We start from the raw sequence: 20761 nt of genomic DNA, 5'->3' as shown, positions 1-20761 counted from the left end.
CCGCTTGCTACACTACGTACCAAGGTCGCCGGCACTCCCGCAAGGGTAATGAAGCACCTGCGACGTAACTTCGCAAATACAGAGGATGAGCATCCAAATGACGCTTTCGACGAGAAAATTTGGTCGTACCGGCTGGAATGTGTCTGAAATCGGTTTTGGGGCATGGGCGATCGGCGGCTCGTGGGGCAGCGTTGCGGAAGATGACGCCAAGGCCGCGCTGAACGCCGCGCTCGATAACGGTGTCACGTTCATCGACACCGCCGATGTCTACGGCGACGGTCGCTCGGAACGGATCATCCGGGACGTGCTGCGGCAACGAGGCGGCGAACGTCCCATCGTCGCCACGAAGCTCGGGCGCCGACTCGACCCGCATGTGACCAGCGGCTATCTGAACAAGCGCGAACTCGAAGCGTTCATCGACCGGAGCCGCGCGAACCTCGGCGTCGACACCCTCGACCTGGTGCAACTGCATTGCCCGCCGACCGAGGTCTACTACCGTCCCGAAGTGTTCGACGCGATGGACGACTTCGTCGCCGCCGGCAAGATCCGCTATTACGGCGTGTCGGTCGAAAAGGTCGAAGAAGCGCTGAAGGCGATCGAATATCCGAATGTGGTTTCGGTGCAGATCATCTACAACATGTTCCGTCAGCGTCCCGCCGATCTGTTCTTCAGGCAGGCGCAAAAGAAAGACGTTGCGGTGATCGCGCGAGTGCCTCTGGCGAGCGGCATGCTCACGGGCAAGCTGTCCGCGGAATCGGTTTTCGCGTCGGACGATCATCGGGCATTCAATCGGCATGGCGAGGCGTTCGATGTCGGCGAAACGTTCTCCGGCGTACCCTACGACGTCGCGTTGAAGGCGGTCGACGAACTGCGCGGCCTCGTACCCGTGGACGCCTCCATGGCGCAACTGGCCCTGCGCTGGATCCTGATGGAGGATGCCGTCTCCGTCATCATCCCTGGCAGTAAAAACGCGGCACAGGCGGCGTCGAACGTCTCGGCCGCGAACCTCGCGCCGCTGTCCGACGAGCTCATGCAGCGGGTCCGGGAAATCTATCAGCACCATATCGCGCCCCACGTCCACCAGCGCTGGTAAAGGCAACGCGGTGGCGGCTTCGCCGCGGGCGCATTCGACATGCCGCGGGCACTCGGAGTAAATTGTGCTGGCACCTCGACTCTGGAGAACCTCATGACAGACATCGCACTTGCACGCAAAGATGCTTGCCTCGCAGTGGTTCATGCGGTATTGACGGACTTGAGCGACGACAGCAATCTGATCGGCGCGGCGCTACGGGTTGCGGATTACCTCGTCGATGATCTCGAAGGCAAGATCACCGAGACCGACGCGATCCTGCTCGCCGTCACCGCGCTAACCAAGGTCAATCGCGCGATTCGCGAGTGGAACGACGTGGACGGCAACGCGATGGACGCGATGAGAGTCGCGGACTTCGTCATCGATGAACAAATGAACGGGTACGACAGCGCAACCATTCCGCATCAGCCTACTTCGTCAGCGGAAAGAATCGAGGCGCGAGCGGCCGCGGTGATCCGGCCGACGGGGTCGCCGGCACGGCCCGTTCACCACTGAGTTTCGACTTTCACTGCGGGCGTGCTACCGCCGCCCGATTCATCGGCTGGAGGGTGGCCATCGCCAGCCCCGCTCCGGCGAACGCACACGCGGCGCAGACGAGCGCGACGGCGCGCAGCGCGTCGGTCATCGAATCGGCTTGCGCACGCGCCACGGCTGCGTCGCGCGGCGCAGGCGAGGCGCCCGCTGGCGCTCCCGCTTGGTCGACCGGCGCCAGCAGTTGACCGCTCTGGCGCGCATCTTGCGGTACGTGCAGTTCGTCGAGGCGCGCCGATAGCGCCGCGTGATGCGACCACACGAAGACGATGCCGAGCACCGCAATCGCCAGCAAGCCCGCCACGCGCGCAACCGCGTTGTTGATGCCGGACGCCATGCCTGTGCGGTCGCTCGGCACCGCGCCCATCACGGTCGTGGTGAGCGGCGCGACGGTGATCGTCATGCCGAGCCCGAGCACGACGAGCGCGGGGAAAAATCCCGTCAAGTAGCTGCCGCGCACGAACGGCAGCGCCAGCAGCGTGAAGCCCATTCCGGCGACGGCCGGGCCAACGGTCAGCAGCGCGCGCGCACCGAAGCGGCTCGTCAGACCGCCGGTGAAGCGCGATAGCAATCCGATGATGAAAGGCACCGGCAACAGCGCCGCGCCCGCTTGGGTCGCGGTGAAGCCATGCGCGCGGATCAGCGTGAACGGCAGGAAGAAGAACGCACCGCCAAGGCCGAAGTAAAGCAGCAGGGTGACGAGGTTGGCACCGGTGAAGTCGCGCGAGCGAAACAGGTCGAGCGGAACCATCGGGTTGGGGCTGCGCGCTTCGATGATCACGAATGCGGCGAGTATCAGCACGCCGGCGCCAATCGCACCGAATACGAGCGGATGCGCGAAGCCACGCGCCGACGCCTCGGTCAGGCCGAAGGTCAGCGCGGCGAGTCCCGTGGCCGCGCTCAGTGCGCCGAGCCAGTCGAGCTGTCGAGGCGCATCGGCCCGGTGGCTGTTGGGCACAGCCAATATCGCGAGCGCGATGGTCAGCGCCGCGAGCGGGACGTTCAGGAAGAAGATCGCGCGCCACGACCACGCGTCGACGAGCCAGCCGCCCGCCACCGGCCCCACGGCCGACGTGATCGCGCCGACGCCCGCCCAGGTGCCGATCGCCCGTCCGCGCGCGGCGTCGTCGAACACCGCGCCGATAATCGCGAGACTGCTGGGCACGAGCAGTGACGCGCCGATGCCCTGAACCGCGCGCGCGGCGACCAGCGCAGACGCATTCGGTGCAAACCCGCAAGCGGCCGACGCCAGCGTGAAAAGTCCGACACCCGCAATGAACACCGTGCGCCGGCCGAGTTTGTCGCCCATCGATCCGCCGACCAGCACGAGGGAGCCGAGAAACAGCAGATACGCGTTGACGACCCACTGCATCGCCGCGACGCTCGCGCCGAGTTCGCTTTGAATGGACGGCAACGCGACGTTGACGACGGAGCCATCGATGAACGCCATGCTGGAACCAGCGATGGTCGCGGCGAGCGCGAGCCGCTTGCGCCGGCACGGGCGGTCAATCGTGAGGGGCTGCGTGCGGATGACGAGTTCGTCGCACGGACTCGCCTGTGCGGCAATGATGCGCGCCGTATTCGGCTTACTGCCTGGATGATCCGGCATGGCCACGTTTCCTCCAGTGCTGATCCATGGAGACTTAAAGCCTGTGCGTGCCACCGGGGCTAGTCAACCCCGCAGCGCAACATCGCCGAGCGCGTTTTGCCCATTCGGAGCGCCCGGCGCCGTCCGGCGGGACGCTAAAGACTTCGCCGGCGCACGGTTACAGGCGATAATCGGTCGGAAGCAATCGATCTGAAAAAGGCGGAGAAGGAATGGACAAGCAAGGTTTCACCACTGGCATCGTTCACGGCGACAGAATCGCGGGCACTGAGCACGGCGCCTTGCGCCAGCCAGTTCATACGTCCGTGCAATATGGTTTCGAGCGCGTCGAGGACCTGATCGGCGTGTTCCAGGGCACGAAGAAAGGCGGCTTCAATTACGCACGGCAGGGCACCCCCACCACCGCCGCGCTCGAGCGCAAAATCACCAGCCTCGAAGAAGGCGTCGGCACGGTGTGCTTCAGCACCGGCATGGCCGGCATCACCGCGACGTTCCTCACGCTGCTGCGCGCGGGCGATCATCTGGTGTCGAGCCGCTACGTGTTCGGCAACACCAACAGTCTGTTCGGCACATTGCGGGCGCTCGGCGTCGAAGTCACGACCGTCGACGCGTGCAACCTCGACGACGTGAAGAACGCAATCCGGCCGAATACGCGCATGGTGTTCGTCGAGACCATCGCGAATCCGGGCACCCAGATTCCGGATCTGCAAGGCATCGGTGACGTGTGCCGCGAGCGCGGCATCGCATACGTGGTCGACAACACGATTACCTCGCCCGCATTGTTCAAGCCAAAGGCGGTCGGCGCGAGCCTCGTCATCAACTCGCTGACGAAGACCATCGCGGGTCATGGCGCCGCGCTCGGTGGCGCGGTGACGGATACGGGCCTGTTCGATTGGAGTGCGTATCCGAATATCGCCGACGACTATCGGCGCTCGGCGGCGAAGGATCAGGGGCTTCTGCAGATCCGCAAGAAGGGCCTGCGGGACATGGGGGCGTCACTGTCGTCCGAGCAGGCGCACTCGATCGCGATGGGCGCGGAAACGCTCGCCTTGCGCGTGAAACAGAGCAGCGACAATGCGCTCGCGCTCGCGCAGTTTCTCGAGGGGCACGATGCGATCGGCAAAGTGTTCTATCCTGGTCTGAAGAGCCATCCGCAATACGAGATCGCTCAGACGCTGTTCAAAGGCGCGTCGTGGCTGTTGTCGTTCGAGTTGCTCAACGCGGATCGCATGATCGAAGTCGTCAACGCGCTCAAGCTGCCGGTCAAGGCGACCGGTCTCGGCGACACGCGCACGCTGATCATTCCCGTTGCGCCGACGATCTTTTTCGAAGCCGGGCCGGAAACGCGCAAGGCGATGGGCATTTCCGACGGCATGCTGCGGCTCTCGGCAGGCATCGAGGATATCGACGACCTGATTGCCGATTTTGCGCAGGCGCTGAAGTTGGCGGCGTAGTTGGCGGGACTTTGAAATTGGAGCGAGGCCGGTGCGCCGGTCTCGCTCGCCTGACTGCCGGCAGGGCTACTTCCTGCGCCGCTGATTCATCAGCTTCACGATATCGGTTGTCGGCCCGCTGGTCACGAGGCGAGGAATATCATCCAGGTGAAACCAGCGACACCTGGATATTTCGTTACTCGGGCGAGCTTTGGCGCGATTTGGAATTTCGCAGAAAAACACGTGATGGTGCTTCTGCTTGCCGCGGAAGTCGAATAGGTGCTTCGCCGACTTCCCGGAGAGTTGTGTTTCTTCCTTGAGTTCCCGAAGTGCGGCGTCGGTGCGGTGCTCGCCGCGCTTGAGAATCCCGCCCGGCAAAGCCCACTTTGATGCACTACGTGCGACCAGAAGGATTCGCTTACCTCTGCGACAGATCACGGTGGCGCGCTTCTTCAAACCGAACTCCCACTTATGCCCTGGATGCTCTCAAGACGCTCACGACGCGGCGGCGTATCGGGCGTTATCAGACATAGTTGAGCATGCTAATACAGAACCGCAGAATGCGGTGATGTTTTCGAAGCGAGGACTGTGAACGCGCGGCACGTCAAAGCCTGTCATCAGCGCGTCACAATCGCGGCGGTCGAAGCTCCCTGTGGTAAGGTCTCGGCAGTATATTTTTTTCCGACTCGAGGCTGCAATGGATATGGATGGTGACTGGTCCTTGCCACGGCCGAATGCGCTCTTCAAGGTCAACCGTCGGACGGCCGGTTCATCACTGTCCAAAACCAGTTCCATTGCCAGTACCTTCTCCTCGCTCGCGACGCCGGTGGTGGCTGAAGCCGTGCAAAGGGCAAAAGAGCTATCCACGCAGAGCGACGCAGAAGGGTTTCATCAGCTTCGCGTTGCTTTCAGAAAGCTTCGGGCTTTGTACTGGGCGTACTCCCCGTACCTCGGAGACGAATCGACCGCTCGAGCCACAGAAGAATTCAAGCGTCTTGCGGCCGTCGCAGGCGGAACGCGTGACTGGGACATAGCAGGCGATCTGTTGAAAGCCGCCCAGCAGTCCGGCGCCTCGATCGAACCGCTGGTGGCCGCGGCGCGCGAGAGGCGAGCGCAGGCGGTAGTGCATAGTCAAACGATGATCAAAAGCGACGATGTCGAAGCGTTCCTGAACGATGCCCTGCTTCGCGCGCAAACCACACTGCTGTCGCGCTGCGACGGTCTACCCATTCGGGCGTTCGCCGAAAAGCGGGTCCGTTTAGCGCAGCGCGCACTTCAAAAGCGCAGCAAACGCGCTGCACTTAGCGTGGAAACCCACGAGGAGGATCTCCACGATGTCAGAAAAGCAGGCAAAAAACTGAGGTACCTGCTGGAGTTTTTTCAACCGGTTATCAAAGGCGGACACGGTCGCACCATCAAGGAACTGACATCCGTGCAGAACAAGCTGGGGCAGTTCAACGACATTGCCGCAAGCGAAGCGCTGATTCGCAACGCGTCCTTTAATGAAGTTCCGCCCGAGGTCGTGCAGGAATCGCTGCAATGGTTGGAAAAACAGAAGTTACAACGGATGCAGGCGGCATCGCAACAGGTACGAGCTATCTCTAGCTGAGACGGGCCCAATCAGTTCGTTGACGATCGCTTTGCGTCATCTCCCGAATAGCTGCGATTTGCGCCACACTGCAAACGCGTCTTTGATGTAGGCATTGCCGGGTTTGTCGGCGAGCGCATATGCCTGCTGTTCGGTCATCCAGTACCGCTCGCTAGCGGCATCGTACTGGAGATAGTCAGAAGCGGCGAAGTCGGCCAACCACTCGCGCACGCAACAGACTTCTGTTTTGGTTATGTCTGCAAGCTCGTCTGCCGACGACGGATTTTCAGCAAGCGCTGCAAAGAGTGCCAGTCTATTGCTGGCATCTATCGTGGATGCGTAGATGACCGGTTCACGGCGATGATGAATTGCGCTATAGAACCTGGCAAACTTCCCGGTATAGATAGCCATGACGGCCTCCTCACCTTGCATAGGTGCAAAGACGGGTCGACGGGATCGTCCACTGGATCAGATCAATTGCGGCGTCGGATCGGGGACATGAAAAGTCGGATGTCGCAAGTGTGCGGGCAACGCCGGAATGAGAAAAGCTAATTTATCTAAACTCAACTAAGAAACGTTAATGTGCTGGTCTGCGTGTCGCTATGTAGCCCAACGCGCTTCCACGGACTTCCTTTCGATCCAGATGGACACTACCCGCGAAGAGCCAAACGCAATCCACCGACACGCGAGACTAAAAGGCAACAGCCCCAGCTGATGACAATACGAACATTGCGTTCGATGCCGCGGACGACAGCGTCCTGTCAAGACGACTCGACCGGGGGCAGTTCAGGCGCGTCGAGCCCGGCGAATAGATCCTTCCAGGCGGGAATCTCCATGAGCCGCGCGTGCCACGCTTCCACGCGTGAAAAATCGGCAAGCGGCAGGCCGGCGAGTTCGGCGAACGGGAGTACGCATGCGAGGCGGAAATCGGCATAGGTGACTTCATCGCCGACGAGCCAATCCCTGGCCGCCAGATGCCGCTCCAGAATCGCAGCCGACGACGCGAATTCGCTCAGCCCCGCCTCCACCACGTCGCGCCGGACCGGACCGAGGCCGTAACGATGCTTCGTCACCCGTTCGAAATGAACCTGATCGCAGGCACGCACGAAATTCCAGTAGCCCCAACTGATCCAGCGGATCAGGTCCGGCATGGCGTCGCCGGTCGGCCAGAAGTCTGACCCGGCGAGGCGCGAAAGCCGGCAGGCGATCGCGTCCGCTTCCCACAGCGTCGCCTCCCCTTCGACAAGAATGGGAACGCTCAGGTTTGGATTGAGCTTGATGAACTTTTCGCGCTCGCCGGGCGAGAACGGAAAAGCGAATTCATACTCGACCGGCGAGTTCAAATAGCGCGCCACGGCAACGGCCAGACGTGGATTGTAGTTGCGGCTGAAATAGAGCTTCATGCGCGTTTGTTCGCTTGAAGAATGCCGTAGGAGTGAATTTCTCTTGCTTTGTTGAAATGCGATTGGATTGTAGAGCCCTAGATCCGATTGGCAAAGAAGCCCCGCGGGCAGGCTGAATCGGACGGCATCGGACTCAGCCCGGCCAGGCGCGAGCGTTCGACATCTATTGCCGCTGGAATGAACTATGATCTTTGCATATCCGCAAAACGAGCATTGGAGGCCCTAACACCATGGCTCAATATCGTTCAGTAGGCGGGCTTTTTACTTTGGAGCCAGAGCAAACGATCACCTGGACCACGGCAATCGGCGGCGGCTTCGACGGAGGTGTCGTTGTGCAAGCGCCAAATATCATCGACGATGTGATTGGCAGCGACGTGCTTGTGACCGTCAATCAGGGCGTGATCGCGACTAATAGCGGTCTGAATTATACGATTACGATCACAAATCCCGGTCCGCGTCCGGTTCCGCACAATCTGAATATCCAGGACTGGAGCTGAAATGTCGAAAATCTCGGTCATCAGCCAAAAAGGCAGATTAGTAGGAACCTGGATACCGCCGCACAACGCAAGGTCCGGGGTGCCGATTTCAGTCCCCGTAGCCGGGCCCGATCAGACTCTTCACGAAATCGACATCGAGGACCCGGAATCCTTCGTGCGCCGGAAAGCTCTTCCTGAGTTGCATAAGTTAGTAAGGCAGCGTTTGGGGCTCAAATAGCCTACTTCTTCATGACCATCATCTCGTCGAAGTTAACGGGACAACCCGAATCGGCCGGATGCCTTCCCGCCGCGATAACAACTAGACGGTCGTCGCGCAAATCCGCTTCCCAATTCATCTCCGAAGATGCCAGCAATACTGGTTCTTCACCGCACATCGTGCGCACCGCAGCCACCTGGTTTTTGTAGTGCGACTCCTTCAGCAACAGGTAGCCCGTAACGCTTGCCGCAGCGAGGAGCGAGTTCGCTATGCCGAAGGCGACTACTATATGAAATGGCTTTCGAGCGGATGAAAATCCCGCAATGACCAGAAATGGGACCAAATAAAACATCGGGACGTAGCGGGCCCACCACGCTTGCGGATGTAGCAGGACGCTCGCCAACGTTGCGAGAAGAAATATCTTCACAATTTCACCGCCGCCTCTCTTCCTCCAGAACAAAGAAGCGATGCATGCAATAAACATAACTCCGAAGAAGGGCCCAAATGCTCCGAAACGTGAAGCAGTCGTATGCAGTGCGATAAACGCGTCGCGCAAGTGGGTGTATGACGGGACAAAGGTAGGCTCCGCGTTCTCACACGGTCTGCAATCCAGCGGCAGCGAGAAATACGACAGGAAAATCCTCTGCAAAGGATCCATCGCAAGAAAGTCTGCTGACACTTTTCCACCGATGATATCGACCTTGTCGCTGCCCAGCACGGGGTAGAAAATGTGTTTTCCAGCGACTATGTTCTCCACGTACGGTGAATAGCCGATCACCGCGACAGCGACAAGAGACCAGATGGCCAGCTGTCCGATAACTCCGCGGCTCTGAGTCAGAAAGCGTCTCTTTTCGCCGCCAATAAACGCCGCAGTGAAGAGAACCGCAATCGAGATGGCGGCGAAGGCGGGCCCTGTCAGCTTGGAGCCGATCAGAAGCACGAGTGCGATACCTAGTTGAACTCTGGAATAAGGCCTATGCTTGAGCGCGAAAAGCAAATGGACAGAAAAGATGACCCAGCAGAAGTAATGTGCAGCGTCGACATAGAAACTCGTCACCTGTCCGAGCACTACCGGGTTATAAACGCAGCAAGCCGAGGCAATCAGCGAAGCTCTGGCAGATATTCCCGCCGACTGGAGCAAACGCATTAGAGCAACGCAGGCAGGAACACTGAGCAATAGCGTAAATGACTTTCCACTATTGAATCGTGACGCCAGAACCTTGGCCGTGTACGCAAAATACTCAAATGCTTTGGGGTAGTGTTCGGCCCAGAAGCTTCCGCCCAATGCATCGGTATCGGCAATGCCGTTGAGGGTGTGGTCTATCGATAGCGGTGTCGCGACGTGGTAGTTCAAGCCGTCGAAACTGAATTCTCGCAGGAATCCGAACGCAAACAACACCACCGCGATGAATAGTATCGTAACGATCGTGGTGCGCCATTCGAAACGGGAAACATAGCCGTATATGACTACGGCTACAACGATGGCAAAGGCCCAGATTCCTGCCAGCACGCCGCTATTGATGTCGAAGTTGTAGAGGATAGCTGCGTATAGTGACGAGCCGAATACGAAGATGAGAATCTGGTCGCACAGCTGCGTCCAGTTCACACGTTCGAGGGCGGCTTGCATCCTCATCGATCTCCGCGTGGAGTTCACACGCTGAATGGCGTCTTTCGTCATCGTGGAAATACGGGCCTTCTCTGGTTGATGGAGACCCTCGTTCGTCGACGCATGCTCGCCCTCTACCAAGGTCACCACTCTGAGCGTCGAAGCATGCCCACGACAACACAAAAGGCCGGGGTTGGGATGAACGAAGTAGAAGAGAAACGATAGCGATGTCGAACAATGCCGATTATGGGCACTTGTATGGCGCTGCACAAGCTCGCATTGCGCGAACAGCCAAGGCACTTTCCTGCTGTCTGAGCGCCGCACAAGTAACGAAGATCGATGGTGGTCGCTCGAAGTCGAGGCGTGCACCCGCACGTGGAGTGTGTTCCACGTTATCGGCCAATATCACCACATTCCAGGCCCCTGTCACAACGCTTAGAGCCGGCGGGTCTATGCTCGCTGCAGGTTCTAACGTTTCGCTGCGGCGCAGCGAGCAGGCGATAGCCTGTGATTGGCTTCATTGTCCGCGCACGAATCTGTCGTGCTAACGCTATCGACAGGTCGATGCGATCAGACAACGGTCGAGTGCATGACGATCACGATCTTCATGCAGGGAGCATTCGCCCGCCCTTCACTGCAGCATGCCGGGTTCCAGGCGGAGTTGCGCTTCTCAAATCGAAAAATTCACTGGAATCAGTAGATCTTCGTGGCTGGCAGAGCCGACGATTTGGCCCGCGACTCCTCTACAACGCCATGAAAGTTGAGAACCCGACCGAGCGGACGACGACGCAGAAATGGGTCGCGCGGCTTTGCATTGCTCAAAATTAGGAAGGTTGATGCAGATTCAGGTCCATCGAGGTCACCATGGCTGCCATTCCACTTTGTGTTGACCTGGACGGGTCACTGACGTACAGCGATCTTCTGATCGAGTCGTTTCTCGCCCTCGTCAAACGAAATCCGCTCTATCTGCTTTATTGTTTGGAATGGATGCTGCATGGAAAGGGTTATCTGAAAGCGCAGATAGCCGAGCGGGCCGCAATCGACGTGTCACTCCTGCCATACAACCGACGCCTGATCGACTTCCTGAAGAAAGAGAGCGCGTCCGGCCGCGACCTCTATCTCTGCACTGCAGGGAATCGACGGTTTGCCGAACAGATCGCGTGTCACCTCGGATTCTTCAAAGGGGTGATGGCGAGTAACGAGTCGATCAATCTGACAGGCACGAACAAGGCGTCGGCTTTGACGGCCGAGTTTGGCGTACAAGGGTTCGACTATTGCGGAAACGCGCGAGCCGATCTGCCGGTGTGGAAGCAGGCGCGCACGGCGATCGTCGTTGGAGGAAAGAGCATTCAGTCGGCCGCGCGGAAGGTGAATCAAACCACGGTCATCTTCGATAACAAACGGTCTCTCTTCAGACTGACCGTACGGGAAATGCGCGTCTATCAGTGGGTGAAAAATCTGCTGATCTTCGTGCCGCTTCTTGCGTCGCATCGCTTCACGAACTTCGACGCACTGAAGGTTTCCGGCATCGCATTTCTTTCGTTCTGTTTATGTGCGTCTTCGGTATATATATTGAATGACATGCTCGATCTCGACGCGGACAGGCGCCATAGTCGCAAGTGCAAGCGTCCGTTTGCCTCAGGCGAGTTGCCGCTGGTTTGCGGCATTGGCATGTTGTTCGTCCTGTTGCTGGCGTCGGCGAGCCTCGCGGCGGTTTTCCTGCCGCCGTCGTTTCAGCTCGTGCTGGCGTGTTACGTCGCGATGACGCTCGCTTATTCGTTCCACCTGAAGCGGGTGATGCTCGTGGATGTCTTCACGCTGGCTGCGCTCTATACCACCCGCATCGTGGCTGGGGGCGCGGCGGTCGATGTCGTGCCGTCAGACTGGCTAATCATGTTCTCGGTGATGATATTCCTCAGTCTCGCGCTGGTGAAGCGCTATACCGAACTCGACAAAATGCAGCGGGAGGGTAAGGACTCCACGTCTGGCCGAGGCTATCTCACGGCGGACATGAGCATCGTGCGCTCGTTTGGACCCGCAGCGGGCTATGTGGCGGTGCTCGTTCTTGCGCTCTACATGAGTTCTGACGCCGTCACGGGGTTGTATCGTCATCCCCACAGGCTTTGGATCTTCTTTGTTCTCGTGCTGTACTGGATCAGCCGCGTCTGGATGGTAGCGTTCCGAGGACAGATGCATGACGACCCGATCGTGTATGCGTTCAGGAACCGTGCTAGCCTGGTCATCATGATACTTTGCGTGGCCGCAGTCCTTTTTGCGATTTGATCAAACGCTGGCTCTTTATTCTGCGCCCAGCCATATATGCACAGAACCACGGGTCCGAAGCGGCTGTCACCTAATGAAGGCGAACACGTTTGCGGTGGCTCGCTCATGAGTAAGCATGCTCTACGGCGTGACGACAAGCGCCGTGTGCATTCCCGCCGCATAGTGTCCCGCCTTATTGCAGATTAACGCGTAGTGGCCAGGCGCAAGCTTGAAGGACACGCGCTTGCTCTTGCCCGGCGCGATGTCTTCGACTTCCCCGATCTTATTCAGCCTGCGCTCCAGCACCTGTCCTTTGCTGACGGGGAGTGCATTGTCCGAGAGATCTGTCTTGAGCACGACGAGTTCGTGTTCCATGTTGTTGCCCGCAGCATTCTTGACTTCAAGCGTGATGCGACCCGCCTTGACGGTGTGCGTCCCGAGCTGGATCGAGTCCGATAGCAATGTTGCGTCAACGGTTTGCTCCGCCCAGCTTGCATGCGATGTCATCCCGAGCACGAACACACCTGCGAGGATGGTGATTCTGTAAGTGGCATACATGGCGCCCTCCTTTTCAGCGATATATCGCGCGTGCCCGACGCCGAACGATTGCCGCGGCCAATTCATCGGACAAGCAGATACCCCTGCCTGTGCGATGGCATGAGCGCTTTGTGCATTGCGCGATACGTGCAGTAAACGTGTGCGGTGGGAGGCTTATTCCGTAAGCCCGCTGGCGTGTGTTTGAGTATGGCGTCCGCGGAATACCCGGCAAAGCCCTTTCCGCGCCGGGAAAGAGCGTTTTCGCCTGCATGCCTTTTCGTTCAAGCACATGAACCGAAGTCTGCCTAAGACACGACAACGGTAAATTCGACCCCCGATTCAAAGTTCAACGTCGTGGTCGAAAAGCGCGAATCGTCGTCGAGGTAGCGCTTGTATGGCCGAACGGCGTCCTCGGCTGTGTACATATTGTCGGCGAGAACGATCGACCCCGGCCGCAGCAGGCGCTCGATCCGCTTGAACAGATTCAGATAGCTGTCGGCCCATACGTCGATGAACACCATGTCGAAAGTACCGTCCAGTCCGGCAACGGTCTCGAACACATCGCCCTCCCGCACGTCGACATAAGCGTCTACGCCCGCCATTCCGACATGGGCCCGAAGTTGTGCGCACTTGCCAGCATCGAGTTCAGTCGCGACAACCATGCCACTGCCTAACTTGCGAAGAGCCTCGGCGAAATACAGCGTGGACACGCCGCAGGAACTGCCCAGTTCGAGGATCCGAACTGGTTTGTGCGAAAGCACCATGTTGCGTAAAAACCTTCCCGTTTCCGCCGACACTGCTAACGATAAAGGCGTGCCTTGCGACGATTCGAAATCTTCGCTGGATAGTCCGAGCGTTTCGAGAAATCGTCCACGGAGTCGCGGCGCGAGGGTTTCATAATCCTCCGACAGAGTCAGAAACTCCTCACTCGATCCCCGGAATTGCGCGCGTGCGTGCGCTATCACCTCTGTCTGACTCTGTTCGTGAAGCCGTCGCAGAAGATCTGTGGTTGATGAAGCCATATGCGCTCCTTGACGTGTACCGCTATGCCGTTCTGGCGAGCTTGATTGCGCCTTCAGGGCACGCCGCCACACATAGACCGCACGACCGGCAGGCCTGTGCGTTCGGTGTATAGGCGACTTTCATTCCATGCACGCGTAGCTTGAGGCGATGCATCCAGTCGAGGCAGAGATAGTCGATGTCATCGATGCGCCGGACCTCGAATACATTCTCGGGGCAAACCTCCAGGCAATCGCCCTTGCCTTCGCAACGCTTCAGGTCGACGACCGGCGCAATCACGCCCGGCTGCTGTTTGCAGTCGACCGTCGATTCCTCGCGCATGTTCAATCTCCGTCGCGCCGGTCGCGGCCCGATCGCCAGGCCGCCTGGAAATGCTCGCGCTCTTCTGGCGTCATCGCTTCCCATTTTCGCCAGTGACGCCGTCCGCGCCAGCCGCCATGTCCGCGGAATCCGCCAAACAGGATGCGGCTCAAAACCAGCAAGCCCAACGCATGCGCGAAATCGATCGCGCGGGCGCCCACGAATAGCGCCGGCATCACCCAGTTCCATAGCGTCATGACCACCAACCCGAGCACGGCTATGGCGACCACCACGAGCAGCGCTTTACCCACGCATCTGATTCGAAACTTCATCCGTCGACTCCTCTAAATATCCAGTTCGTCGTAAATGGCCTGCAGTCGGGCGCGCAGATGCAAGACCGCGTAGCGCTTGCGCGCGAGCAGCGTGTTGAGCGCGACGCCGCTTTCCGCCACCATGTCTTTGAAGGACCGCCCCTCCAGTTCGTGCGCGATGAATACCTCACGTTGATTCGGCGGCAATTCATCGAGCGCATCCTGCAGAGCCTTGAGCAATACAGCGCGAGCGTAGAGGGCTTCGGGACCTGCATCGTGCGCCGGTAGCGCGAGGTCGAGGCGATATTCACCGCTGGCGTCGTCCTCCGCCTCCGACAACTCCGCCAGCGGTTGCTCTTTCTTCTTGCGAAAACGATCGATGATGCGATTGCGCGCCGCGCGAAAAAGCCACGCGCTCGCCTGTTCGATTGGAGCGGGAAGCCGGTAAGCCTGCACGAATTCGTGAAACACATCCTGCAGGATGTCCTCGGCATCGTCCGGGTCGCGGATCCTACGCCGGATAAAATTGACGAGCCTCGTGCGCTCACGCACCACGGTCGCGGTGATGTCGCTGTCTCGGTCGGTCATCGGGTGCGAGGTGGGTGGCGGTTCCATGCGCCTGAAGACGTTTCAGCAGCGCGAATATTGTGGCGAGCGCGAAAATTTTTTCCCTGAGAAACTGCCGATTCACGCGATGCAATGCGTAACAGGTTTGCGACCATTGCGTAACCGCAAGAAGTGGGAGACCCAGCGATGAAGGTCACGATTGCGTACATCGAAGAACCCCCGTTCGGTTGGACGGAAACAGATGGTACCGCCACAGGCGCTGACATCGCTCTTGCCGACACGGTGCTTCGGGCGATCGGTGTCACCCGGATCGAGCATCGTCCGACATCGTTTAGCGAACTCCTACCCGGCGTCGAAGCTGGCAGGTGGGATATGAACGTTCCGCTATTCGTCACGCGTGAACGCGCCGATAGGGTCGCGTTCAGCGTCCCCGTATGGGGAATCGCAGACGGTTTTCTGGTTCGGACTGGAAACCCGAAAGCGCTCGACAGCTACGCGTCACTCGCCAAACGCGCTGACGCGCGCCTTGGCGTCATAGCCGGACAGGTTCAGCACGACTCGGCGAGAGCATCTGGCGTCAGCGAGGATCAGATTACCGTCTTCGAGCATCAAGCCGGTGCTATCGAAGCGGTGCTCTCCGGCGCCATCGATGCATATGCGAGCACGGCCTTGGGGAATCGGATCGTGGCGAACCGGATCGGAGGCTCGATGCTGGAGGCCGTCGAGCACGAACCGGCAACCAAGGGCCAGCAGCAGAAGCCGCCGCTCGGGGCATTCTCGTTCAAAAGAAGTAACGTCGATCTGATCCGGGCGGTAAACCAGGCACTTCGTTCATATCTGGGCTCACCGGACCATCGGGTCCGCATGGCCGCATTCGGCCTGACACACAACGAGATCGATCCCGTTCTCGCGGGTCGAGGATAAAGAATCCCGCCGCTCCCGCATCAAGAGCGGCGCCAGTGTATTGCGCGCGTGGCACTACATTCCAACGCTCATCCCTCCGCCCGCGCTTGTGCCCGTCCCCGTGCCCCCGGTCGTGCCCGAGTTCGACGTTGTCGCATTCAGATCGATTCTTCCGTAGACGCCATCGGCTTCGTCATTCGGACCCGCCGCGAAGAAGAGGGTGCTGGAAGGCTGATTGCTGAGGTCGTTGCCGAACCCGATGCCCCACACGCCGTGTTCGACGATCGGGCTGTTGTTCGGTCCACTGATCGGTCCCATCGACTGGCCGGTCGATGCGTTGAACGCATTGATCATGCCGTCGCCGAAATTGCCGATTATGATCGCGCCGCTCATCGAGCCGAAACTCGCGGGCGCCTGCGCAATGCCCCACGGCGCATTCAACGGACCGCCTGTCGCGAAGCGTTGCTTCAGATTGCCCGCGGTGTCGTACACATCGACCATGCCGAGCCCCGCGCCCGCGACATCATCGTGTTTGGCTGCGTCTTGCATCGCGTATGTGACGAACAGATTCGAACCGATCGCCTGAATGCCGAACGGCGCGAAGCCCGCTGGCATCGCCGGGTCCGTGAAGGCGCCGGGCATCGAGACCTTCGTGAACGAGCTATCGAAGACGTCGATCTTGTTGTTATGGAAGTCCGTCGCGTAGAGAAAGTTGCCGTTGTTCATTGCGGCAAGCGCGAGGCCCTTATAGACGGCACCACCGGCGCCATCGTCGTACATGACGAACGCATTAGTCGGCCCGACGGCGGGCGCCCAAGCGGTGATGGTGCCGCCTTCGCCCGTGAAGATGAACGCAGCGACTCCGGACTTACCGTTTTCCGTGACGAGGAAGCTTTGTGTTCCGTTGAAAACGATGCCCGTCGGCGATGCCGAGCCGTTCTTGCCGTCGGGTATCGTGACGACCAGCGATTGCGGCACGCCATTACCGTCATAGAGCGTCGCGACATTGGTGCCATTGTCCGCGACCCAGGCGAAACCTTTGGGATTGAACGCGACGCCCCAAGGGTTTTTCAGATTTGCGTCGGTGTGTGCGGCCGGCACCGCGCCATCGGATACGAGCGCCGTCGCTGTGAACGACGACTGGACGGGCGGGCTCGTGCTGCTCGAATTCGAGCTACCGCCGCCCCCGCCGCCGCATGACACCAGAGTCGCGACGGCCGCGCCGCATGCAACGACGCCGAATATAGCCAGTAGAGACTTCATGACCGCACTCCTTGTTGTGCCCCAAAGGACCTAACGCTCAATGAACGGGCACGGCATGGGGTTTATTCCGGCGGAGCGGCTGATTTCGCGGCAGATCTGGTGCGATCGCAATGGTCGAATTCGTCGAGACAAAAGCGATTGGTACGCAACGAATACGGGGCGTGACTATTCCATGCGTGCGGCCAAAAACTTGGATCGAGCCGTCATTGCGTGAAATTCAAGCGTCGATTCGGCGCGTACGAAAGCACGCGGCACGCTGATTGCGACATTCCTGTAGCGCAGGCGACAACCGTCTGCGTCTATCTTCCAGTCCAATCAAGGAGGGGCGGATCATGAGCAAGGCAACCATCACACTCGTCGCGGCCGTCGCCGCACTCTCGCTGTCGGGCGGCGCTTTCGCGCAGATGGCCGGAGGTCAGAGCGGCAGCGGTTCGACCGGAAACGCAGGCAGCACCGCGAGTCCGTCGAATCAGATGAACGGCACATCGTCGGGCGGCTACGGCATGCCAGGCAACACGAACTCGGACAGCGGCATGGGCGCCAAGGCGCCGAATTCGGGCCTGCCGAGCAACGACACCGGCTCGACGTCGGCCACCCCCGCGCCCAAGAGCAACAACACGCTGGCGACCCCGAGCGTGGTATCGCCGGCCGCTACCGGCCATTAACAGCTGGCAAAAATGACCGTGAGACTAGCTGATACGACAGATCTACGCGGTCCAATGCTGTTCGGGTTTTAAGGCAACGCGTGTACGCCGGGATTTACGGCTCGCATCTGGAAGCCGCAGAGCGGATAACTTGCGCGTTGCCTGAGACTCGTTGCGGTGGATGAGCGTATGTCCGTCGCACGCGGCCACCGCGTCACTATCGAAGCCTAAAAGACAGCCTCAAAGCCACGTGCCCCCTTGCCGCTCGCTCGGCTCCTGCGCGAGCGCATCGAAGTCGTGAATCCAGTCGAGGTGATGCAGCATGCTATCGCGCGCCCCAAGCCGCGCGTTGCGCTCCTGCGCGGCGGGGCCGTCCGGCAGATGCAGCACGTCCGCGGTACTGATCGACGCGTACTGCACCTTGCGCGTGCGGCCTCGGCGCAGACGCTCGTAGCCCTCCTGCGCTTCCCGCCAGTTGCCTGGGCCTGCCTTGGCCAGTTGCGCGGCCAGCACCACCGCATCTTCGATCGACTGATTGGCGCCCTGGCCGTGATGCGGCACGAGCGCATGCGCGGCGTCGCCGATCAGCGTCACTCGACCCTTGCTCCAGCGGCCGAGCGGCGGACGGTGAAACAGGCCCCAGCGCTGACTGATCGGCACCGCCGTGATCATCTGCACGACAGCCGGATGCCAGTCCTTGAAGAGGCGCAGTTGTTCGCCTTCGGTCGACGGCATGACCCAGTCGCGCGACGGCCACGGCGACGGATGACGCTCGACTAGCAGGAAATTCTGATCACCCTTGTCGCCGATCGGATAGTGCAGCAGATGGCCGCCGGGCCCAACCCAGAACTGGATCGTTTCCGGATCGGGCAACAGGTCCATGCGCCCGGCCGGCACGATGCCACGAAAGCCCGAGCAACCGGAATACAGCGCGTCGTCGTAGCCGAGCATCCAGCGTCGCGTGATCGAGCGGGCGCCGTCGGCGCCGATCACGAGATCGGCATCGATGCGCCGCCCGTTGTCGAACGCGAGGCTCACGCGATCGGGATGCTGCACGAGATCGACCAGCCGATGGCTGAGCTCGATGTGCTCGAGACCGACCGCCTTCGACAGCACCGCCTGCAGATCGGCGCGATGAACGCCCCAGTACGAGCCGCCGAACTGCTCGCGATAGCTGGGCATGCCGCGATGATGGCCAATCACGCTGCCGCTGCGGCCGTCACGATAGATGAGCCCGGGTACTTCGGCACACACGTCGTCGAACGCGGCGCGTAGTCCCATGCGCTCGTAAAAGCGCGTCGCGTTGGCCGACAGCGCGACGGCCGCGCCCACTTCGCGCAACTCGTCGGTCTGCTCATAGAGTTGCGCATCGATGCCATGCTCGCGTAGTGCGAGCGCCAGCGTAAGGCCGCCGATGCCGGCGCCGACGATCGCGATGCTCAGGTCCATCCGGGTCATGATTGTGTCTCCGATATGCGGGTTATCGATTCGGGTCGCTCCGGCGCGCGCTCGGCGCGTCGCAATGCGGATACCGTGTCGGTATTTTCAGCACTAGACCTTCATTGCTCAATAAGATGAAATGAATCTCCTTCATCACCCAAATGAATGACCTTAAGTCATGCCGAAGCCATGGAACTGAGCGATCTCGACCTCAACCTGCTACTGCTATTCCAGCGGCTGATGCAGGAGCGCCGCGTGGTGAGCGTCGCGGAACAAATGAACATGAGCCAGCCGGGCGTGAGCAATGCGCTCGCGAAGTTGCGCCGCCTGCTGGGTGATCCGCTGTTCGTGCGCGCGCCGGGCGGTGTGGTGCCTACCCCGTTCGCGCTGCGTCTCGCGGAACCGGTCTCGCAGGCGCTTGCCACCTTGCACGCCGCGCTCAACCCGGTGACGGGCTTCGATCCGCTGCGCGCAATGCGAACGATGACGATCGGGATGACCGACATCGGCGAAGTCGTGTTTTTGCCCGCATTGCTGGAACGACTGTCGCGCGTCGCGCCGGGCGTCGCGATGAATACGGTCCGCAATACGAGCGTCAATCTGAGCAACGAAATGGCCGACGGCCGCGTCGATCTGGCGATCGGACTGTTGCCGCAGTTGAAGGGTGGCTTCTATCAGCGGCGTCTGTTCGATCAGCGCTATGTCTGTCTGTTCAGACGCGGCCACCCACTCGAGGACGCGCCGCTCACGCTTTCCGCGTGGCGCGAAGCCGAGCATCTGGTGGTGGTGTCGGCCGGCACCGGCCACGGTCAGGTGGACGAGTGGCTGAAACGGCGCGGCGTGCGGCGTCAGGTGCGCCTGACGGTGCCGCACTTCATGAGCGTGGGCTACATCCTGCAACGTACCGACCTGATCGCCACGGTGCCCGAGCGCCTCGCACTCGAGCTGGCCACACCGTTCTCGCTCAGCCTGCGCGCGCTGCCGATGACGCTGCCCGCCGCGCCGATCCATTTGCTGTGGCACGAACGGGTCCATCAGGACGAAGGCAATCGCTGGCTGCGCGAAGTCGTGATCGACCTGTTCGCGGATACGGCGACGAGTGGCAGGCGAGCGCGGGACGTGAAGAAGAAATAGGCTTCGTTCGGACGCGTTGATCGGAAGCTTCGCGCATACTCGAACGTCGATGAACCTGATCGGTTTATCTCTATGTCGAGCGACACGCACGCGTATCGATAGTCGGCGTGCGGACTGCGTGAAACCGCGCAAGCGGGCATCGCGCGATCGGCGCAGAATGAACAGACCCACGGGCGCCTGCGCCGCAGGTGTGAAGGTGCGCACCACTCGCCAGCGTATGGTCGGAAGATCGCCCGACACAGTGATGCGGACATAGCAGCCGGCGTAACGTCCGGTCGCCCGTGGCCTTTCGTGCAATGGACGATGAGTATTAGCGACCGTATTTTGTGTCGACGTGCGACGCATGGGGAGACGCGACGCAGCCGCTCCTTCCTGACATTACAATTGCATTTGCGTATAATTTCACAAAGCCTTCATCCGGTATCACTGA

Annotated in this window: 22 protein-coding genes; 10 read left to right on the top strand and 12 right to left on the bottom strand. The window is 60.2% G+C overall.

Annotated elements, in window-relative coordinates:
- Positions 1-97 precede the first annotated feature (97 nt).
- Complete coding sequence (locus tag ACLFKU_RS19450) at positions 98-1093, top strand: aldo/keto reductase (protein ID WP_368583127.1); 996 nt, start codon at positions 98-100, stop codon at positions 1091-1093.
- A 93-nt stretch (positions 1094-1186) separates the two neighbouring features.
- Positions 1187-1585, top strand: coding sequence for a hypothetical protein (locus ACLFKU_RS19445; RefSeq protein ID WP_410850166.1), 399 nt, complete (start codon positions 1187-1189; stop codon positions 1583-1585).
- 10 nt (positions 1586-1595) lie between these two features.
- Here the strand turns inward: ACLFKU_RS19445 and ACLFKU_RS19440 are convergent, their stop codons facing one another.
- Positions 1596-3236, bottom strand: coding sequence for a DHA2 family efflux MFS transporter permease subunit (locus ACLFKU_RS19440; protein WP_410850165.1), 1641 nt, complete (start codon positions 3234-3236; stop codon positions 1596-1598).
- A 203-nt stretch (positions 3237-3439) separates the two neighbouring features.
- Here ACLFKU_RS19440 and ACLFKU_RS19435 point away from each other — a divergent pair, with 203 nt between their 5' ends.
- Positions 3440-4681: a cystathionine gamma-synthase family protein gene (locus ACLFKU_RS19435; protein ID WP_368583130.1), complete on the top strand. Its 1242-nt coding sequence runs from the start codon at positions 3440-3442 to the stop codon at positions 4679-4681.
- A 66-nt stretch (positions 4682-4747) separates the two neighbouring features.
- On the opposite strand, the gene ACLFKU_RS19430 is transcribed toward ACLFKU_RS19435, so the two are convergent.
- Complete coding sequence (locus ACLFKU_RS19430) at positions 4748-5116, bottom strand: NUDIX hydrolase (RefSeq protein ID WP_368583131.1); 369 nt, start codon at positions 5114-5116, stop codon at positions 4748-4750.
- A 241-nt stretch (positions 5117-5357) separates the two neighbouring features.
- On the opposite strand from ACLFKU_RS19430, the gene ACLFKU_RS19425 reads away from it, so the two are divergent.
- Positions 5358-6269, top strand: coding sequence for a CHAD domain-containing protein (locus tag ACLFKU_RS19425; protein ID WP_410850164.1), 912 nt, complete (start codon positions 5358-5360; stop codon positions 6267-6269).
- Positions 6270-6305: 36 nt separating this feature from the next.
- Here ACLFKU_RS19425 and ACLFKU_RS19420 read toward each other — a convergent pair whose 3' ends face one another.
- The gene (locus tag ACLFKU_RS19420; protein WP_410850163.1) at positions 6306-6659 is read right to left on the bottom strand and encodes a hypothetical protein; all 354 of its coding nucleotides are present in this window, start codon (positions 6657-6659) and stop codon (positions 6306-6308) included.
- A gap of 350 nt (positions 6660-7009) precedes the next feature.
- Positions 7010-7651: a glutathione S-transferase family protein gene (locus ACLFKU_RS19415; RefSeq protein ID WP_410850162.1), complete on the bottom strand. Its 642-nt coding sequence runs from the start codon at positions 7649-7651 to the stop codon at positions 7010-7012.
- 230 nt (positions 7652-7881) lie between these two features.
- Here ACLFKU_RS19415 and ACLFKU_RS19410 point away from each other — a divergent pair, with 230 nt between their 5' ends.
- A complete protein-coding gene (locus ACLFKU_RS19410) occupies positions 7882-8148 on the top strand; it encodes a hypothetical protein (RefSeq protein ID WP_410850161.1) in 267 nt (88 codons plus the stop codon).
- Between the two features lie 218 nt (positions 8149-8366).
- Here the strand turns inward: ACLFKU_RS19410 and ACLFKU_RS19405 are convergent, their stop codons facing one another.
- Positions 8367-9971 (bottom strand): hypothetical protein, encoded by a 1605-nt coding sequence (locus tag ACLFKU_RS19405; RefSeq protein ID WP_410850160.1) that lies wholly within the window; start codon positions 9969-9971, stop codon positions 8367-8369.
- A gap of 843 nt (positions 9972-10814) precedes the next feature.
- Between ACLFKU_RS19405 and ACLFKU_RS19400 the strand changes: the two genes are divergently transcribed.
- Positions 10815-12233, top strand: coding sequence for a UbiA family prenyltransferase (locus tag ACLFKU_RS19400; protein WP_410850159.1), 1419 nt, complete (start codon positions 10815-10817; stop codon positions 12231-12233).
- A 120-nt stretch (positions 12234-12353) separates the two neighbouring features.
- Here the strand turns inward: ACLFKU_RS19400 and ACLFKU_RS19395 are convergent, their stop codons facing one another.
- The 5 genes from ACLFKU_RS19395 to ACLFKU_RS19375 all read right to left on the bottom strand — a co-directional run bounded on the left by ACLFKU_RS19395 (position 12354) and on the right by ACLFKU_RS19375 (position 14995).
- Positions 12354-12770 carry a plastocyanin/azurin family copper-binding protein gene (locus ACLFKU_RS19395; RefSeq protein ID WP_410850158.1) on the bottom strand — a complete coding sequence of 139 codons (417 nt, stop codon included), beginning with the start codon at positions 12768-12770 and terminating at the stop codon, positions 12354-12356.
- Positions 12771-13054: 284 nt separating this feature from the next.
- The gene (locus tag ACLFKU_RS19390; RefSeq protein ID WP_410850157.1) at positions 13055-13771 is read right to left on the bottom strand and encodes an O-methyltransferase; all 717 of its coding nucleotides are present in this window, start codon (positions 13769-13771) and stop codon (positions 13055-13057) included.
- A gap of 22 nt (positions 13772-13793) precedes the next feature.
- Complete coding sequence (locus ACLFKU_RS19385) at positions 13794-14090, bottom strand: 4Fe-4S dicluster domain-containing protein (RefSeq protein ID WP_410850156.1); 297 nt, start codon at positions 14088-14090, stop codon at positions 13794-13796.
- 2 nt (positions 14091-14092) lie between these two features.
- Positions 14093-14401 (bottom strand): hypothetical protein, encoded by a 309-nt coding sequence (locus ACLFKU_RS19380; protein WP_176120997.1) that lies wholly within the window; start codon positions 14399-14401, stop codon positions 14093-14095.
- Between the two features lie 12 nt (positions 14402-14413).
- Complete coding sequence (locus tag ACLFKU_RS19375; protein ID WP_410850155.1) at positions 14414-14995, bottom strand: RNA polymerase sigma factor; 582 nt, start codon at positions 14993-14995, stop codon at positions 14414-14416.
- A gap of 138 nt (positions 14996-15133) precedes the next feature.
- On the opposite strand from ACLFKU_RS19375, the gene ACLFKU_RS19370 reads away from it, so the two are divergent.
- Positions 15134-15871, top strand: coding sequence for a transporter substrate-binding domain-containing protein (locus ACLFKU_RS19370; protein WP_410850154.1), 738 nt, complete (start codon positions 15134-15136; stop codon positions 15869-15871).
- 54 nt (positions 15872-15925) lie between these two features.
- Here ACLFKU_RS19370 and ACLFKU_RS19365 read toward each other — a convergent pair whose 3' ends face one another.
- The gene (locus ACLFKU_RS19365; protein ID WP_410850153.1) at positions 15926-17113 is read right to left on the bottom strand and encodes a TIGR03118 family protein; all 1188 of its coding nucleotides are present in this window, start codon (positions 17111-17113) and stop codon (positions 15926-15928) included.
- A 40-nt stretch (positions 17114-17153) separates the two neighbouring features.
- Here ACLFKU_RS19365 and ACLFKU_RS19360 point away from each other — a divergent pair, with 40 nt between their 5' ends.
- Complete coding sequence (locus ACLFKU_RS19360; protein ID WP_410850152.1) at positions 17154-17327, top strand: hypothetical protein; 174 nt, start codon at positions 17154-17156, stop codon at positions 17325-17327.
- A 118-nt stretch (positions 17328-17445) separates the two neighbouring features.
- Positions 17446-17778: a hypothetical protein gene (locus tag ACLFKU_RS19355; RefSeq protein WP_368583145.1), complete on the top strand. Its 333-nt coding sequence runs from the start codon at positions 17446-17448 to the stop codon at positions 17776-17778.
- Between the two features lie 219 nt (positions 17779-17997).
- Here the strand turns inward: ACLFKU_RS19355 and ACLFKU_RS19350 are convergent, their stop codons facing one another.
- Positions 17998-19215, bottom strand: coding sequence for an FAD-dependent monooxygenase (locus tag ACLFKU_RS19350; RefSeq protein ID WP_410850151.1), 1218 nt, complete (start codon positions 19213-19215; stop codon positions 17998-18000).
- Between the two features lie 171 nt (positions 19216-19386).
- On the opposite strand from ACLFKU_RS19350, the gene ACLFKU_RS19345 reads away from it, so the two are divergent.
- Positions 19387-20331, top strand: a complete 945-nt coding sequence (locus ACLFKU_RS19345) for a LysR family transcriptional regulator (protein ID WP_410850150.1) — start codon at positions 19387-19389, stop codon at positions 20329-20331.
- Positions 20332-20761 lie beyond the last annotated feature (430 nt).

The sequence above is a fragment of the Paraburkholderia sp. EG304 genome (assembly GCF_046543485.1).
GTDB lineage: Bacteria > Pseudomonadota > Gammaproteobacteria > Burkholderiales > Burkholderiaceae > Paraburkholderia > Paraburkholderia youngii.
The sequence above is the reverse complement of the archived record's forward strand: the minus strand, read 5'-3'. Positions and strand labels throughout refer to the sequence as shown.